We start from the raw sequence: 15,651 nt of genomic DNA, 5'->3' as shown, positions 1-15,651 counted from the left end.
GCGGGGTCAGCCGAGGTCGCGCAGCCGGTCGGTCCGCGCCAGGCGGCCCCGGGTCGCGAGCACGAAGACCGCCATCACGAGCAGCGTCACCAGCCCCATCCCGCCGAGCACCCAGCGCAGCCCCACCGCGTCGGCCAGCGCCCCGAGCGGCAGCGCGGCGATGCCGAAGGCGCCGAAGCTCAGCATCACCAGGCCCTGGATCCGGCCGTGGTAGGCCATGTCCGACAGGCCCAGCAACAGGGACTGGTTCGCCGTCTGGAACCCCAGGTTGGACCCGCCCACCACCAGCAGGACGACCACGGCCAGCCAGAACGTGGGAGCCAGGGCCAGCGCGCCCACGCCCGCGCCGAAGACGACGCCGGCGACCACGAAGGTCCGGGTCTGCGACCCGCGGTGCGACCGCCGTCCGAGCAGCAGGCCGGTGACGACGGCCCCCACGGCGGAGGTCGCCGACAGGACGCCGTAGCCGGCCGACCCCATGTCGAACAGCTCGCTGGCCACGGTCGGCAGGAACGCCAGGTAGGGCAGACCGGCCATCGTGACGCCGAAGCCGCACAGCAGCAGGGCGCCGAGCTCGGGCCGCCGGGTGACGTAGCTCAGGCCGTCGGCGAGCTCCCACAGCGGCGTGCCGACCGCGACGTCCCGCTGCCCGCCCGCCTTCGGCAGCGCCGCGGTCAGGACCAGCCCCAGGGCCGCCAGGGCGGCGCTGGCGAGGAAGACCGCCTCGAGCCCGATGCTGACCGAGCCGACCAGCACGCCCGCCGCCGCCGGGCCGACGACGCGGCTCACCTCGCCGTTCACCAGGAGCATGGAGACCGCCCCGGGCAGGGACCCCCGGGGGAGCACCTCGGCGAGGTAGGCCATGCGCGCGGGGCCGAAGAGGGCGAAGGCAGCGGCCTGGATCATCGACGAGCCGAGCAGCATCCAGTACGCGATGACGTCGAACGCCACGGCCAGCCCGATCCAGGCGCTGGAGGCGGCCAGCATCGCGATGGACACCTGGAGCACCAGGCGCTTGGGCAGCCGGTCCGCGGCCACCCCGCCCCACGGCGTGGAGACCAGCATCGCGACACCGAAGGCCAGCAGCACCCCACCCAGGGCGGCGTTCGAACCGGTCAGCTCGTAGGCCAGCCAGCCGCGGGCGATGGTCTGGGCCATGACGCCGAGGAAGATGACGGTGGCGTTGAGGTAGAGGACGGCGAAGGGCCGGATCCGCAGCAGCGCCATCGGCCGCAGCGGCGCCGGCGGCGCCTCGACCGGCTGTGCGGTCTCGCTCATCGCGTCCCTCGCAGGTGGGTGGGCGGGGGCCGCTCCGCGGAACGCCGCCTCGGCGGGAGCCCTTCGATACAGCAGTCATAACATGGTCGAAGGATCGCGGCCGGAGCCCCGGGCGTGCCGAGCGAGGAGGTCCCGTGGCGACAGCGGCCGAGCGAGCCGACGAGGTGCTCCCCGGGGATCCCGACCCGGCCGCCGGCCCCGGCGCTGACACCGTGATCACCGGGTCCCGCGTGGGCGGCGCCGACGGCGCCTCGGTCCGCGACATCCGCCGCCGGGTGGCCCGCCACCTCGTCGGCCGCGACCGCGAGCTCGACCTGCTGCTGGCCAGCGTCTCCGCCGGCCGGGACGTGCTGCTCGAGGGGCCGCCGGGGACGTCGAAGTCCACGCTGCTGCGCTCGATCACCACCGAGTGGGGCATCCCGCTGCTGTTCGTCGAGGGCAACGCCGACCTCACCCCGACCCGGCTGGTCGGCCACCACAGCCCCGCCCGGGTGCTGCGCGAGGACTACACCGCGGACAACTTCGTGCCCGGCCCGCTGGTCGAGGCCATGCGAGCCGGGGGGTTCCTCTACGTCGAGGAGTTCAACCGCGCGCCGGAGGACACCCTCAACACGCTGCTCACGGCGATGGCCGAGCGGCGCATCACCGTCCCCCGGGTCGGCACGGTCGAGGCGCTCCCGTCGTTCCGCGTGGTCGCCTCGATGAACCCCTACGACAACATCGGGACGACGCGGCTGTCGACGTCGGTGTACGACCGGCTGTGCCGCCTGGCCATCGACTACCAGGACGCCGAGGCCGAGCGCGGCATCGTCGGCCGGCGCACCGGTGTGGAGTCGCCCCGGCTGATCGCCGACGCCGTGGCCCTGACCCGGGCCACCCGGGAACGGGACGACGTCCGCCAGGGCAGCAGCGTGCGCGGGGCGATCGACCTCGCCCTGGTCGCCGCCCAGCTGGCCACCATGCGCGCGGTGGCCCTGCCCGACGAGCCGTCGGTCGCGCCGCCCCGCGGGCTGCCCGAGGCGTACACCGCGGTGGTCCTCGACGCGCTGATGCTGGCGCTGTCCGGCCGGATCTTCCTCGACGAGGCGCTGGAGTCCACCCCGGAGACCGTCCTGCGCGAGATCTGGGAGGACCACTTCCTCCTCCGGCCGTCGGCGGCAGAGCCCGGTTGAAGGACGATCGCCGCCGACTCCCCCGTCGAGCGGCGCACCGGCAACCGGCGTGAGGGGCCGGGCCGTACCCGGCCGCTGAAGCGCAAGCCGAAGCAGCTGACCGAGCAGCCGTCGCTGTTCACCCCGAGCTCGGGCGGCGGTGGCCTCACGTTGACCGGCGGGGACCGCCGCCGGACCAGGCAGGGCGCCACTCCCCCGGGTCGGACCGCCCGCGGCGCCACCGACGACGACGGCACGGTCATCGCCCTGGCCGACCTCGCCGCGGCCGACGCCGCGGAGGCGCGGGTGCGGCAGCGCGCGCGGGAGATCGCCCGCCGGCTGGCGGTGGCCCGGCCCCCACGGGAGCGCCGTCCCCGCCGCGGTGTCGGCGAGCTCACCAGCCTGCCGTGGAGCGGCGGCTCCGACGAGCTCGACCTCGAGCGCACCCTGGACGCGCTGGTCACCAAGCCCCTGCCCGACGACGACGACGTGGTCGTGCGCGAGCGGGTGCGCCGCCGGCGGTCGGTCGTCCTCGTGGTCGACGTCTCCGGGTCGATGCGCGGCGAGCGGATCCGCACCGCGGCCGCCACCGTCGGTGCGCTGGCCGGGGAGCTCGCCCGCGACCGGCTGTCCGTCGTCGCCTTCTGGTCCGACGCCGCGGTGCTGGTGCGGATGGGCGAGCCGGCCGATCCCGCCACGGTCCTCGACCTGCTGGTCCGGATGCCGGCGCAGGGGCTGACCAACGTCTCCTTCGCGCTGGAGACCGCCGCGGCCCAGCTGGCCGGCGTCCCGGCCCGCGACGGCCGGGTGCTGCTGCTGTCGGACTGCGTGCACAACGCCGGGCCCGATCCGCGGCTGGTCGCCGCCCGGCTGCCGCGGCTCGACGTCCTGCTGGACACCACCGGCGAGGACGACGTCGACCTGGGCCGCGATCTCGCGCGGGCCGGTCGCGGCCGGTGCCGGCTGGTCGCCGGTCACCGGGAGGTCGCCGCGGCGCTCACCTCGGTCTTCGCGCCCTGAAGAAGGACCTCCTCTCCCCCCACGCCTCGCACGCTCGGCGCGGGCCCCTGAGAGGAGGCCGTTCCATCCTCACGTGGCCCGAGGCGTCCCGAGCTTGCGGAAGTCCCAGCTGACCAGCTTCTCCGGGGTGATCCGCAACCACGCGTGCCGCCCGTCGGGGACGTAGGTGTCGGTGCCCCCGTACTTGCGGGCGAAGGCCTGCTCCACCGGGGCCAGCTCCGGGTCCTCGGCCTCGCTCCGGGGGACGTCGCCGACGACCTCGGCGCGGCCGGTGACCTCCACGCCGCGCAGCTCGGTGTACTCGACCCCGGCGTCGACGACCACGGCCACGCGGGGGTCGCGCGCCAGGTCGGTCCACCGCTGGCTGCGGGTGAGGGAGTTCAGCCACAGCGCGGCGCCGTCCCAGACGAACCACAGCGGGGCGACGTGCGGCCGGCCGTCGCCGCCCACGGTGGCCACGCGGCAGGTGCGCTCGGCGCCCAGGAAGTCGTCGACCTCCGCGGCGGTCATGGCGATGGCCCGGCCGCGGCGCTGCCCCTCCGGCGCGCTCATCGGCCCAGCACCAGCGACATGGCCTCGGCCCGGGTGGCGGCGCTCTCGCGGAACAGGCCGCGGACGGCCGAGGTGGTGGTCACCGCTCCCGGCTTGCGGATGCCGCGCATCCCCATGCACAGGTGCTCGGCCTGGATCACGACCAGCACGCCGCGCGGCTTGAGCACGTCGTGCAGCGCGTCGGCGATCTGCCGGGTCATCCGCTCCTGCACCTGCGGCCGGCGGGCGTAGACGTCGACCAGCCGGGCGAGCTTCGACAGGCCCGTCACCCGCCCGTCCTCGGACGGGATGTACGCGATGTGCGCCACGCCGTGGAAGGGGACCAGGTGGTGCTCGCAGGTGGAGTACATCGGGATGTCCTTCACCAGGACGAGCTCGTCGTGGTCCTCCTCGAACGTCGTCGCCAGGACCTCGGCCGGGTCCTGGGCGAGGCCGCCGAAGGTCTCCGCGTAGGCGCGGGCGACGCGTCCGGGGGTGTCCCGGAGCCCCGGGCGGTCGGGGTCCTCCCCCACGGCCAGCAGCAGCTCACGGACGGCCGCCTCGGCCCGGGCGGCGTCGAACGGGGGCCGCTCCCGGCGGTCGGGCCCGACGGTCGAGCGGTCGATCGCGGTCATGGGCGCCTCCTCGGCGTCGTGGCGCCGGCCGTGGGGCCCGGCGCTGGTTCGGCGTACGGCTTACCAGAGCCCGGGGGTGCGACAGGGCGCTCGCCGCGGACGACGACGGCCCGCCGGGAGGGATCCCGGCGGGCCGTCGTCGGAGGCGGTCGGCGGTCAGGCCGCCGTCGCGCCGCCCAGGTAGGCGTGCAGCAGTTCCTCGCCGGCCTCGTCGGCGCGGCCGGCCCAGGTCACGCTGCCGCGCTGCAGGATGATCGCCTGGTCGGCGAACCCGAGTGCCCGGCTCGCGAACTGCTCGATCATGACCACCGCGATGCCGGCGTCGCGCATCTTGCCGAGGCTGTCGAACACCACGTCGACGAGCTTGGGCGCCAGGCCCAGCGACATCTCGTCGGCGATCACGAGCTTCGGCGACACCATCAGCGCGCGGGCGAGGGAGAGCATCTGCTGCTCACCGCCGGACAGCGTGCCGGCGAGCTGCTTGCGCCGCTGGCCGAGCACCGGGAAGAGCTCGAAGGCGTGCTCGAGGCTCTCCTCCTTGCCGCTGCGCTGGGTGGTCAGCGCCATCCGCAGGTTCTCCAGGACGGTGAGCCCCGGGAAGACGCCGCGCCCCTCCGGCAGGTGCACCAGGCCGGCCCGGCGGATCTTCGTCGGCGACCACTTGGTGACGTCCTTGCCGTCGAACCAGATCTTCCCGCCGCACGACGGCACCAGGCCCGACAGCGCCCGGGCGAGCGTGCTCTTTCCGGCGCCGTTGGACCCCAGCACCGCGAGGGCGCTGTTGACCGGCACGTCGATGCTGACGTCGAACAGCGACTGGGCCGCGCCGTAGCGGACGGCCAGGTTCTCCACCCGCAGCAGCGACCCCGACCCGGTCCCCGACTCGTTCGTGGTCACGCCAGCTCCCCCTGCTCGATCTCGGCCTCGGCCCGCTGGACGGCGGGCTTCTCGATCTCCTCGCCGAGGTAGGCGGCCCGGACGGCGGGGTCCCGGCGGACCTCGGCCGGCGTGCCCCCGGCGATCTTGACGCCGAAGTCCAGGACGTGGACGGCGTCGGACATGCCGAGCACCAGCTCGACGTCGTGCTCGACCATCAGCAGCGAGACACCGTGGTCCCGGACGACGGACTTGAGCACCTCGGCGACCTCCTCGGTCTCCCGGACGTCGAGGCCCGAGGAGGGCTCGTCCAGGAGCAGCACCCGCGGCTCCCGCGCGAGGGCACGGGCGATCTCCAGCAGCCGGGCCGACCCCAGTGGCAGGCCCGCCGCCGGCCGGTGCTGGATCGCGCCCAGCTGCAGCGACTCGACGAGCTCGTCGACCCGCTGGTCCTCCGCCTTCGGGGAGCTCGCGAAGCCGCGGAAGTTGAGCAGGTCGGTCCAGATCCGGCTCTTGGCGTTCTTCATCCGGTAGGCCAGCACGAGGTGCTCGCGGACCGAGAGGGACGAGAACAGCTCCGGGTGCTGGAAGGTCCGCGCCAGGCCACGGGCGGCCCGCTTCTGCGGCGACGTCCCGGTGACGTCCTCGCCGTCCATGAAGACCCGGCCCGACGTCGGCCGCAGCAGCCCGGAGAGGACGGCGAAGAGCGTGCTCTTGCCGGCGCCGTTCGGGCCGACGAGACCGACGATCTGCTGGCTGCCGACCGCGAGGTCGACGTCCTTGTTCGCCACCAGGCCACCGAACCGGACGGTCACGCCGCGGGCCTCGAGACGCGGGGCCTCGGTGCCCGGGGTGGCCGCCTGGGGCGCGTGCAGTGCGGTGCTCATGCCTGTCCTCCGGCGGTGATCGTGGCGGCCTCACCGCGGGTGGCGGGCGTCAGCAGGGGGTCGTCGGTCTCGCTGCGGACCGGCCCGGAGGCGCCCGGGGTGCCCGGCGGGACGGGGGTCTCGCCGTCCGAGCCGCGGCGGCCGGTGATCTTCCGGACCAGGCTCATGATGTTGTTGCCGGTCTGGGCGACGACGCCCTCCGGGTGCAGGGCCAGGCCGAGGGCGCCGAGACCGAACAGGATGATCGGGATGTCGGCGTAGTCGTGGTCGACGTAGGTCTGGAAGACCTGCGGCATCATGATGAACATGACGCCCGCGATCAGCGCGGCGATGTTGGACCGGGCGCCCATGGTCACCAGGACCGCGAGCCACACCAGCCCACCGGCCGGGTCGAACGAGTCGGGCAGCGTGGACCCGTTGCTCATCGCGATGAACCCGCCGCCGACCGCGGCGGTGAAGGTGGCCAGGCCCGAGACCAGCACCTTCGTCTGGACGACGCTGATGCCGAGGGTCTTGGCGCCGTTCTCGCTGAAGCGGACCGCGCTCATCGCCAGGCCCGCCGTCGAGCGGCGGACGTTGACGATGAGGATCGCCAGGATCACGAAGACCGCCAGCGCCAGGTAGGCGAAGTCGTCGTTCGTCGTCGAGTACTCCGGCCGCGGCATCGGCTGCCCGGACCCGAAGTTGTAGTACGGGTCGCGGCGGAAGACGAGGGTCGTGATCAGCGACCCGAAGGTGAGCGTCACGAGGGCGACGTACAGGTTGCCCAGTCGGATGGTGAGCAGACCCAGGATGACGCCGACCGGCACGATGAAGACCGCCGCGACGAGCACCGCGACGAGCGGCTCCCAGCCCCAGTTGCGGACCAGCTCGGCCGACAGGACGGCGCCACCGCCGGCGAAGGTGATCTGGCTCAGCCACACCATGCCGCCCTCACCGGTGACGAGCGTGTAGGACAGCAGCGCGATCGCGATCGCGATGCCGGTGGCGAGCAGGCCCGACCAGAACTTGTCGAGCATGCCGGGCATCAGGAAGACGATGCCGACGATCACGACCCCGGCGAGGACCGACGGGTTGAGGATCCGGCGGTTGGAGCCACCGGTCACCGCCGAGACGACGCTCGGATCGCCGCCCTGCGTGGCGATCGCCCGGTCGAGGGCGCCACCGGCGACGAGGTCACCGGCCTGCCCGCGGAGGGCGTAGAAGAGCAGGAACAGCAGCATGAAGATGAACGGGATGGCGGGCTTGATGACCGCGCCGAACTCGCTCGAGGGGTCGATGAACTTCTCGAGGACGTTCGTCGTGACGCCCATGACCAGCGCGACGGCCACGGCCAGCGGCAGGCTGCGCAGCTTCGCGGCGACGACCGCGGCGAAGGCGGCCGACATCAGGAAGGTCATCGACTGGACCGAGAGGCCCTGCGTCGGCGCGAGCAGGATGCCGGCGAGCCCGGCGAGGGTGGCGCTGGCCGCCCAGACGCCCAGCGACACCCGGCCGGGGCTGGTCCCGCTCAGGCTGGTGAGCGCCTCGGAGTCGACGAGGGCCCGGACCTTGAGGCCCACGTTGGTGAACCGCAGCAGACCGACCCCGACGACGAGGACGACGACCAGGCCGATGTAGGTCGCCAGCTGGTCGGCGTTGATGGTCGAGCCGAAGACCTTGAAGACGTCCAGCGGACGCGGGGCCAGACCGGGCGCCTGCGTGTTGGTCGGCTGCTCCAGGACCAACTGCACGAGCGGCGGGAGGGCCACCGAGAGACCGACGGTGGCCATCAGCTTCACCAGCGTCGAGCGCAGCCGCAGGTGCCGGAACAGCACCGCGTACAGGAACATCCCGAGCGCCGGCGCGAAGACGAACAGCGACACGAGCGCCGAGGGGACGATCCCCCAGCCCTCCTCGACGAGGAGCCAGTAGTAGAAGCGCGCGACCGAGTAGGCCATGGCCGCGAACGCGAGGTTGAAGATGCCGGAGGCGACGTAGGTGATGACCAGGGAGCCGGCCGCTATCGCGTAGATGGACCCGAGGCCCAGGCCGGCGAGGACGTACGAGAGCACATCGACTCCATAGAACCGGGAGCAGCGGTGTGCCGGCACGACCTACGCCCCGCCGACATCACACAGGATGTGGGGCAGGGTGCTGGACTGTTCGATGCACGTCAACACCTCTACGCGTGTTGGGTGCCGACGCCGCCGATCCGAGACCCGACAGGTCCGACCGGCGCAGGTCGCTCAGCAGGTCAGATGGGACGTCACCTCACGTGGAACGGCGCTCGGCCGGGTCGCCCGGGCGGCGCCGCGGGACCGCGTCTCCATCACGACGAGATAACGATCTGGCAGTAACTGCCGCGTGGAACGGCCCCCCGGCGGTGACACCCACCACAGGGTCGTGCATGGTGCCGGGGGCGATCCTGCGATCGTTCGACAACTTTCATCGGATGGAGGCACCGAGGTATGCGCAGAAGAGGCGTGGCGCTGGTGGGCATGGCGTGTGCGACCGCCCTCGTCCTGTCGGCTTGCGGCAGCGACGACGAGGAGACCGGCGGCGGGGGCGGGGGCGGCGGTGGCGGCACCCTGAAGGTGGGCGTCCTCACCTCGCTCAGCGGCCCCGCGGCGACCGCGGCCGCGGGCTCGATCCGTGGGGCGGAGGCCCGCTTCGCCGCCTACGAGGAGGCCGGCGAGGGCTGCGCCGGTGACCTGGACTTCGAGCTGGTCCAGGCCGACGACACCACGAGCGCGCAGGGTGCCCTCGCCGGTGCCCAGAAGCTGGTCCAGCAGGACGAGGTCTTCTCGATCCTGACCATCAGCCCGTTCTTCGCCGGTGCCGCGCCGTACCTCACGACGCAGGCCAGCGACGTGCCGGTGTTCGGTGGGGCCTGGGACGGCGCGGAGCAGTGGACCGGTGAGGACAACAACCTCTTCAACTCCGGTCCCGTGCCCGACTACGAGACCGTGTACAGCTCCTACGGCGAGTTCTTCTCGGAGCAGGGTGCGACCAAGGTCGCCGGCATCGCGTACGTGAGCCCGAGCTCGCAGGCCGGCCTCGAGGCGGGTCTGGCCTCCATCGAGGACGCGGGCCTGGAGATCGGCTACACGAACAACAGCGTCCAGTTCGGCAGCACCGACGTGGGCCCGCTGGTGCTCGGGATCCTCGACTCCGGGGCCGACGCGGTCTACACGACCATCAACTTCGACACGTCGCTGGCGCTGGTCGCGGGCCTGAAGCAGGCCGGCTGGGACGGGACCTTCGTCTCCCCCACCGGCTACGGCGCCGACCTGCTGTCGTCCGAGCCGGCCGTCGAGATCGGCCAGGGCGTCATCTTCTCCAACGCCTTCACGCCGGTCGAGGTGGGCAGCGAGGCCACCCAGGCCATGCAGAGCGCGCTGCAGGCGGAGGGCAACGAGTCCGGCATCCCCGGCTTCTACGAGAGCCAGGGCTGGTTCGGCGCCGACCTCTTCCTGCACGGCCTCGAGGAGGCCGGCTGCGACACCGACCAGGCCGGCCTGATCTCCACCCTGCAGGGCGTCGACGACTGGGACGCCAACGGCCTGTACCCGCGCCCGGTCAAGCAGAGCACCACCGAGGTCGACGAGCAGTGCTCGTACTACGTGACGCTCGAGGGTGACTCGTTCGTGCCGCTCAGCGACGAGCCGCTCTGCGGGACCCCGGTCGACTGACCGACACTGGCACTCCCGGACGGCCCGGCACGCTCCCCGCGGAGCGGCCGGGCCGTTCGTCGTCAGCTGACACTCTCTGCCACGAGAAGTGGGCCAGATCACAGCGCTGTAACGATCCGCGGAGCAGACGTTAGGGAGATCACGGCACCTAGTGACACGCACCACACGAGGGGGCATCGTGCGCCAGGCGGTCCTGCGATCGTTCGACAACCTTCGTTCCGATGGGAGCTCTGGGGAATGCGCAGAAGAGGTATGGCAGCGATCGGCATCGCGTGCTCGGTCGCGCTGGTGCTGTCGGCGTGCGGCAGCGACGACGAGGAGGGCGGCGGCGGTGGCGGGGGCGGCGGGGGTGGCGGCGGGACGCGCGCCGAGGGGCCGGTCAAGGTCGGCATCCTGACCGCGCTCAGCGGCCCGGGGGCCACCGCGGCCCAGGGCGCGATCCGTGGGGCGGAGGCGCGGTTCGCGTCCTACGACGGCGAGTGCAGCGACGTGGAGATCGAGCTCGTCGAGGCCGACGACACCTCCAACCCGCAGGGCGCACTGGCCGGCGCGCAGAAGCTCGTCCAGCAGGACGAGGTGTTCGCGTTGATCAACGTCAGCGCGTTCTTCTACGGCGCCTCGCAGTGGCTCACCACGCAGGGCAGCGACGTGCCGGTGATCGGCGGCGCCTGGGACGGCGCGCAGGAGTGGGAGGCGACCGACGACAACCTCTTCACCTCCGGTTTCGTGCCGAACTACGACGTCGTCTACTCCGGCGCGGGCGAGTTCCTCGCCGAGCAGGGCGCGACGAAGGTCGCGGGCGTGGGTCTGTCCAGCCCCAGCTCGCAGGCCGGCCTCGAGGCCGGCATGGCCTCTGTCGACGCCGCCGGTCTGGAGCGCGGCTACGTCAACGACAGCGTGCCGTTCGGCAGCACCGACGTCGGCCCGCTGGTGCTGGGCATCCTCGAGTCGGGTGACGACGCGGTCTACACCACGATCAACTTCGACACCGGGCTCGCGCTCGTCGCGGGCCTGCGCCAGGGCGGCTGGGACGGCACGTTCATCTCGCCCACCGGCTACGGCGCCGACATCCTGCAGTCGGAGCCCGCGGTCGCCATCGGCCAGGGCGTGATCTTCTCCAACGCCTTCACCCCGGTCGAGGCCGAGACCGAGGCCACCGAGGCCCTCCGGACGGCGCTGCAGGAGAACACCGACAACGAGTCCGGCATCCCCGGCTTCTACGAGAGCCAGGGCTGGTTCGGTGCCGACCTGTTCCTGCACGGTCTCGAGGAGGCCGGCTGCGACGCCGACCAGGCGTCGTTCATCTCCACGATGCAGCAGGACGAGGACTGGGACGCGAACGGCCTCTACCCGCGGCCGATCCCGCAGACCACCACGGAGTACGACGAGCAGTGCTCGTTCTACGTGACCCTCGAGGGCGACGGCTTCGTGCCGCTCAACGACGGCGAGCCCTTCTGCGGCACGCCCGTCGAGTGACGCCGGTCCGCCGGCGTCCCGGGCACCCCTGACCGGACGCCGGCGGACTCCCGGCTCCCGCCGGCCGGCCCGGTCGGTCCCCCGTGGACCGGCCGGGCCGGCCGGGCGCCCGGGCCCGGCCGACGCGCCGCGGCGCGTACGGGGTCGGGCGGGGAGCATGGGTGGTCCTCCGGATGGGGCAGGGGTTCCGTCCGTTCGTGGCAGTTTCTGCCACACGGCAGACTATGCCATGTTTTGATGAGCTTCGACAGACCGGCTGAGGCCGGTCCGACACGACGAGGTGGCCGGCCATGGAGGGACTCCGCGAGCGCAAGCGCGCCCACGCGCGCGCCGCGACGGTGGACGCGGCGCTCCAGCTGTTCGCCGAGCACGGGTACGAGAAGGTCACGGTCGCCGACATCTGCGCCGCGGCGGCCATCGCCCCCCGCACCTTCTTCCGCTACTTCCCCTCCAAGAGCGACGTGCTCGCCGCGCCCGTCCAGGACCTCGCCGACCGGCTGGTGGAGACGGTGATGGCGGCACCGGCGGAGCTGGACGACATGGAGGTCCTGCGCCGGGCCCTGCGCGAGGTCGGTGAGCGCATCGTCGCGCAGGAGGGCCCGATGGGGGTGCTCTTCCGCCTGGTGCGCAACGCCGAGGAGGTCCGCACCTCCCCCTGGATGTCGCTCGAGGACCACGAGCTCCGGATCGCCGGCTACCTCACCTCACGCCGCCGGGAGGAGGGCACGCCCGACTGGCGCACCCGCGTGGACGTCGCCCGGCTGCTGGCCTCGTTCCGGGTCTGGCTGCACGACTTCGCAGAGCAGCGCACCCGGGATCCGCTCGGCTACCTCGACGAGGTGCTCGCCCACCGCTGAGGGGCTCACCCGGCGTCGCCGGTCGCGCGGCGGGCGACGCACTGCTCGGCGAAGGCGAGCACGCGCAGGTGGTAGGCCCGGGCCGTCCACCCGAGGCTGATGTTGTGGCCGGCGCCGGTCTCGATCGCGGTCTCGACGACCGGCGCGGCGGTGAACAGGGCGGCCACCTCGGCCAGCGCCCCGCGCCCGGGTGCCCACCACGCCTCGTGCTCGGCCAGCGCGTACCGGGTCGGGATCCGGACGTCGGCGGCCAGCCGCGGCAGCTCCTCGCCCCAGCCGTCGATGTCGGTGCCCTCGCTGGGCGTGCCCGGGACGGCCCGCCGCACGGCCCGGTGGCTGCCCGCCGGGTACAGCTCCTCGTGGCCCCAGATGAGCTGCCGCAGCGAGGACCCGCCCAGCCGGCCGTCCCCGGCCGCGGTGGCCTCGTGCACCGCGGGCGACCAGTGCAGGCCGGTGCCGGAGAAGTCCAGGCCGAGCAGCTCGCGCCCGCGGAGGTCGGCCGCCATCCGGATCCCGGAGATGCAGCCCATCGAGTGGGCCAGCACCAGGACGCCGGCGCCGCGGTCCCCGGTCCCGAGGACGCCGTCCAGCAGGGCGTAGAGCAGGTCGGTCCGCTCCGCCGCGGGCATCGCGCCCGCCCCGTCCCCCGGCACGTAGCCCGGCCGGTCGGGGGCGACGACGGTCCAGCCGAGAGCCGGCCCGAGCCGCAGCAGCGACAGGTCCGGGGCCAGCGGGTGGTCGAAGTACTCCTTGCCCGACGCGCCGCCGTGCAGCGCGAACACCACACCGCGCGGCCGCTCCGCCGTCGCCACCAGGACCGACACCGGGATCCCGAGCACCTCGGCCTCCACCAGCCGGGGCGGAGCCGGCGGCGCCGTCGCCGTCACGCCCAGAACTCCCGCACCCCGGCGAGCACCGCGTCGGCCTGCGCCCGGCCGGCGCGGGCCGAGGGCTCCCGCGTCCGCGGGTCGAGCGGGTTTGCGCCGAAGGCGGCGCGAGCGAGGTCGTCGGCGACCACGAGGTGCACCGCGGAACCGCGGCGGAGCTCGTCGAGCTCGGCGGCGAGGCCCGGCCCGAGGGGGCTGTCCGCGAAGCCCTCGACAGGCGCCACGACCAGGACCCGGTCGCAGCCGACGGCGAGGTCGGCGTTGGTCGCCGACCGCATCCCGCCGTCCATGTAGCGGCGCCCGCCGACGGTGATCGGCGGCCAGACCCCCGGCACCGCGCAGCTGGCGGTGACCGCGTCGAGCAGCGGGACCCCGGATCCGGCGTCGAAGGTGGTGAACGCACCGTCGGCGGTGTCGACGGCGGTCACCACCAGGCGCTCGGCCGGCCACGCCGGTTCGCCGATGCGCGAGGCGATGGCGGCCCGGCGGTCGGCCTCGGGAACGGTGTCGGCGTGCAGGGCGAGCTCGCCCACGCGCGCCCGCGCCTCCTGCTCCCCCGCCGCGCCGGCCAGCGCCGCGCCGATGCCGGTCATCAGCGCCACCAGGTCGACGTCGACGGTCGGCTCGTCCGGCGGCACCGGCTGCAGCTGCGTGGCGTAGAGCTGCTCGAGGTCGTGGCCACCGCGCACCAGCGCGCCGACGACGGATCCGGCCGACGTCCCCACGACGAGGTCGGCCGAACGCACGTCGACCCCCTGCACGGCGAGGCCCGACAGCAGGCCGATCTCCCAGGCCACGCCGGCGATGCCGCCCCCGCCGAGGACCAGCGCCCGGCTGGTCGTGCTGCCTCCGGCCATGCCCCGCCGCCCTCCGGCCTTCCTCCGTCGTCCGCGCCCGGGTCACGCTAGGGGGCGGCTTGCACCCGGTGCAAGCCACGTCCGGACCCGGGACCGCCTAGGGTCCCGGACCATGTCCGAGCCGACGCGGGAAGCCCAGCGGCTCCAGACGTGGCGCGGCATCCAGGCCGCCGCCATCCGCCTGGTCGCCGAGCGCGGCTTCGCGGCGGTCACGGTGGAGGACGTCGCCGCGGCGGCCGGCACCTCGCGGCGGACGTTCTTCAACTACTTCCCGACCAAGGTCGCCGCGCTGTTCGACCCCGACCCGGAGCTGGCCGACCGGTTGCAGGAGCTGGTGGACCGCGCCCCGCGGACCGGGGACGCCTGGGCCGACCTGTGCTGGATCTGCCGGGGCGTCGTCCCCCGCGGGGACGACGAGACCCTCGCCCTGCGCCGGCGGCTGGTCGGCGACTTCCCGGAGTTCACCGAGTACGTCGGTGCGGCCCACCGCTACGTGGAGCGGGCCCTCGCCACCTGGGCGCAGAGCCGCTTCCCCGCCGACCCGTTGCACGTGCGGCTGCTGACCGGCACGGCCGGGGCCGCCCTGAGCGCGGCGTTCCTCACCTGGCAGCCGGACGGGTCGACCGGGGAGTTCGCCGACCTGCTCGACCGGGCGCTCGCGTCGGTGCGGGTCGACCCGCCGGAGCCGGCTCAGCGGTAGCGGTCGACGAACGCGGCGAGCACCCGGGCCGGTTCGGTCACCACCGCCGCCGACACCCGGGCGACGAGCGCGTCCAGCTCGGCCGGCGGGAAGTAGCCCGCGTGCTGGTACACCCGCGCCCGCGTCACCAGTCCCGGGACGTCGAGCTCGGGGTGGAACTGGGTGGCGTAGACGTTGCGGCCGATCCGGAACATCTGCACGGGGCAGGTCGGCGACGAGGCCAGCAGGACCGCCGCCGGCGGGAGCACCCGGCAGGCCTCCTTGTGGCCGACCAGGGCGTCGAAGACCTCCGGCATGCCGGCCAGCAGCGGATCGGCCCGGCCCTCGGCGGTCAGGGTGACCGGCACGCACGACACCGGCTCGCCGTACGTGCGGTCCACCACCCCGCCCTGGTGGACCCCGAGCGTGCCGATGCCGTAGCAGGCGCCGAGGAACGGCTTGTCCGCCGGCACCACCCGGTCCAGCAGCGCGCAGAGCTCGGCCTCGACCCGCAGCTGCACCGCCGACTTCCCGGCGACCGGGTCGCTGGAGGTGAACGGGCTGCCGCCGACCAGGACCCCGGCGTAGTCGTCGAGGTCGAGGTCCGGCATCGGCCCGGCCTCCAGGCGCACCCGCCGCAGCTGCGCCTCCGGCAGATCGGTCGCGCGCAGGAAGGCGGCGTACTCGTCGTCGGCCGCCTCGTCCTCGGCCCGGGTGGCCAGGAGGAGGAAGGGCCGGGTCACGCCAGGGATGCTAGGTCCGTGCCGACGACCGGGCAGACCGCGCCGGCCGCGCCCTCCGCCGGTCCGTCGCCTCCTGACGTACCCTGCCGTCCGGTCCCCT

At 73.8% G+C, this 15,651-nt stretch carries 15 protein-coding genes; 6 read left to right on the top strand and 9 right to left on the bottom strand.

From position 1 onward, the window contains the following. Positions 1-6 precede the first annotated feature (6 nt). Complete coding sequence (locus DQ240_RS10740; RefSeq protein ID WP_113839610.1) at positions 7-1,278, bottom strand: MFS transporter; 1,272 nt, start codon at positions 1,276-1,278, stop codon at positions 7-9. Between the two features lie 134 nt (positions 1,279-1,412). On the opposite strand from DQ240_RS10740, the gene DQ240_RS10735 reads away from it, so the two are divergent. Both DQ240_RS10735 and DQ240_RS10730 read left to right on the top strand, forming a co-directional pair. After that, complete coding sequence (locus tag DQ240_RS10735) at positions 1,413-2,450, top strand: MoxR family ATPase (RefSeq protein ID WP_233498635.1); 1,038 nt, start codon at positions 1,413-1,415, stop codon at positions 2,448-2,450. Between the two features lie 150 nt (positions 2,451-2,600). After that, entirely contained in the window at positions 2,601-3,449 is an 849-nt protein-coding gene (locus DQ240_RS10730) for a vWA domain-containing protein (RefSeq protein WP_233498634.1), read from the top strand. 69 nt (positions 3,450-3,518) lie between these two features. Here the strand turns inward: DQ240_RS10730 and DQ240_RS10725 are convergent, their stop codons facing one another. The 5 genes from DQ240_RS10725 to DQ240_RS10705 form a co-directional block, all read right to left on the bottom strand. Then, positions 3,519-4,001 (bottom strand): pyridoxamine 5'-phosphate oxidase family protein, encoded by a 483-nt coding sequence (locus tag DQ240_RS10725; protein WP_113839608.1) that lies wholly within the window; start codon positions 3,999-4,001, stop codon positions 3,519-3,521. Further along, positions 3,998-4,615 (bottom strand): GTP cyclohydrolase I FolE, encoded by a 618-nt coding sequence (folE, locus tag DQ240_RS10720; protein ID WP_113839607.1) that lies wholly within the window; start codon positions 4,613-4,615, stop codon positions 3,998-4,000. Before folE ends, DQ240_RS10725 begins: the two co-directional genes overlap by 4 nt. 156 nt (positions 4,616-4,771) lie before the next feature. Further along, complete coding sequence (locus DQ240_RS10715) at positions 4,772-5,512, bottom strand: ABC transporter ATP-binding protein (protein WP_113839606.1); 741 nt, start codon at positions 5,510-5,512, stop codon at positions 4,772-4,774. Continuing rightward, positions 5,509-6,378, bottom strand: coding sequence for an ABC transporter ATP-binding protein (locus tag DQ240_RS10710; protein ID WP_113839605.1), 870 nt, complete (start codon positions 6,376-6,378; stop codon positions 5,509-5,511). The genes DQ240_RS10715 and DQ240_RS10710 overlap by 4 nt, the downstream gene beginning before the upstream one ends. Next, entirely contained in the window at positions 6,375-8,432 is a 2,058-nt protein-coding gene (locus DQ240_RS10705; RefSeq protein ID WP_113839604.1) for an ABC transporter permease, read from the bottom strand. Before DQ240_RS10705 ends, DQ240_RS10710 begins: the two co-directional genes overlap by 4 nt. Positions 8,433-8,828: 396 nt before the next feature. On the opposite strand from DQ240_RS10705, the gene DQ240_RS10700 reads away from it, so the two are divergent. The 3 genes from DQ240_RS10700 (at position 8,829) to DQ240_RS10690 (ending at position 12,385) form a co-directional block, all read left to right on the top strand. After that, positions 8,829-10,052 (top strand): ABC transporter substrate-binding protein, encoded by a 1,224-nt coding sequence (locus tag DQ240_RS10700; protein WP_113839603.1) that lies wholly within the window; start codon positions 8,829-8,831, stop codon positions 10,050-10,052. A 252-nt stretch (positions 10,053-10,304) separates the two neighbouring features. After that, positions 10,305-11,528 (top strand): ABC transporter substrate-binding protein, encoded by a 1,224-nt coding sequence (locus DQ240_RS10695; RefSeq protein ID WP_158548634.1) that lies wholly within the window; start codon positions 10,305-10,307, stop codon positions 11,526-11,528. Between the two features lie 290 nt (positions 11,529-11,818). Next, complete coding sequence (locus tag DQ240_RS10690) at positions 11,819-12,385, top strand: TetR/AcrR family transcriptional regulator (RefSeq protein WP_113839601.1); 567 nt, start codon at positions 11,819-11,821, stop codon at positions 12,383-12,385. A 5-nt stretch (positions 12,386-12,390) separates the two neighbouring features. On the opposite strand, the gene DQ240_RS10685 is transcribed toward DQ240_RS10690, so the two are convergent. Continuing rightward, positions 12,391-13,272 (bottom strand): alpha/beta hydrolase, encoded by an 882-nt coding sequence (locus DQ240_RS10685; RefSeq protein WP_113839600.1) that lies wholly within the window; start codon positions 13,270-13,272, stop codon positions 12,391-12,393. Further along, positions 13,269-14,129: a patatin-like phospholipase family protein gene (locus DQ240_RS10680; protein ID WP_113839599.1), complete on the bottom strand. Its 861-nt coding sequence runs from the start codon at positions 14,127-14,129 to the stop codon at positions 13,269-13,271. The genes DQ240_RS10685 and DQ240_RS10680 overlap by 4 nt, the downstream gene beginning before the upstream one ends. A 112-nt stretch (positions 14,130-14,241) precedes the next feature. Between DQ240_RS10680 and DQ240_RS10675 the strand changes: the two genes are divergently transcribed. Beyond that, complete coding sequence (locus DQ240_RS10675) at positions 14,242-14,829, top strand: TetR family transcriptional regulator (RefSeq protein WP_158548632.1); 588 nt, start codon at positions 14,242-14,244, stop codon at positions 14,827-14,829. On the opposite strand, the gene DQ240_RS10670 is transcribed toward DQ240_RS10675, so the two are convergent. Then, positions 14,820-15,551 carry a glutamine amidotransferase gene (locus DQ240_RS10670; protein WP_113839597.1) on the bottom strand — a complete coding sequence of 244 codons (732 nt, stop codon included), beginning with the start codon at positions 15,549-15,551 and terminating at the stop codon, positions 14,820-14,822. The genes DQ240_RS10675 and DQ240_RS10670 overlap by 10 nt on opposite strands. Positions 15,552-15,651: the final 100 nt, after the last annotated feature.

This window comes from Blastococcus sp. TF02A-26, assembly GCF_003319125.1.
Lineage (GTDB): Bacteria > Actinomycetota > Actinomycetes > Mycobacteriales > Geodermatophilaceae > Trujillonella.
Note: the sequence above shows the minus strand (reverse complement) of the source record. Positions and strands in the feature narration are given on the sequence as shown.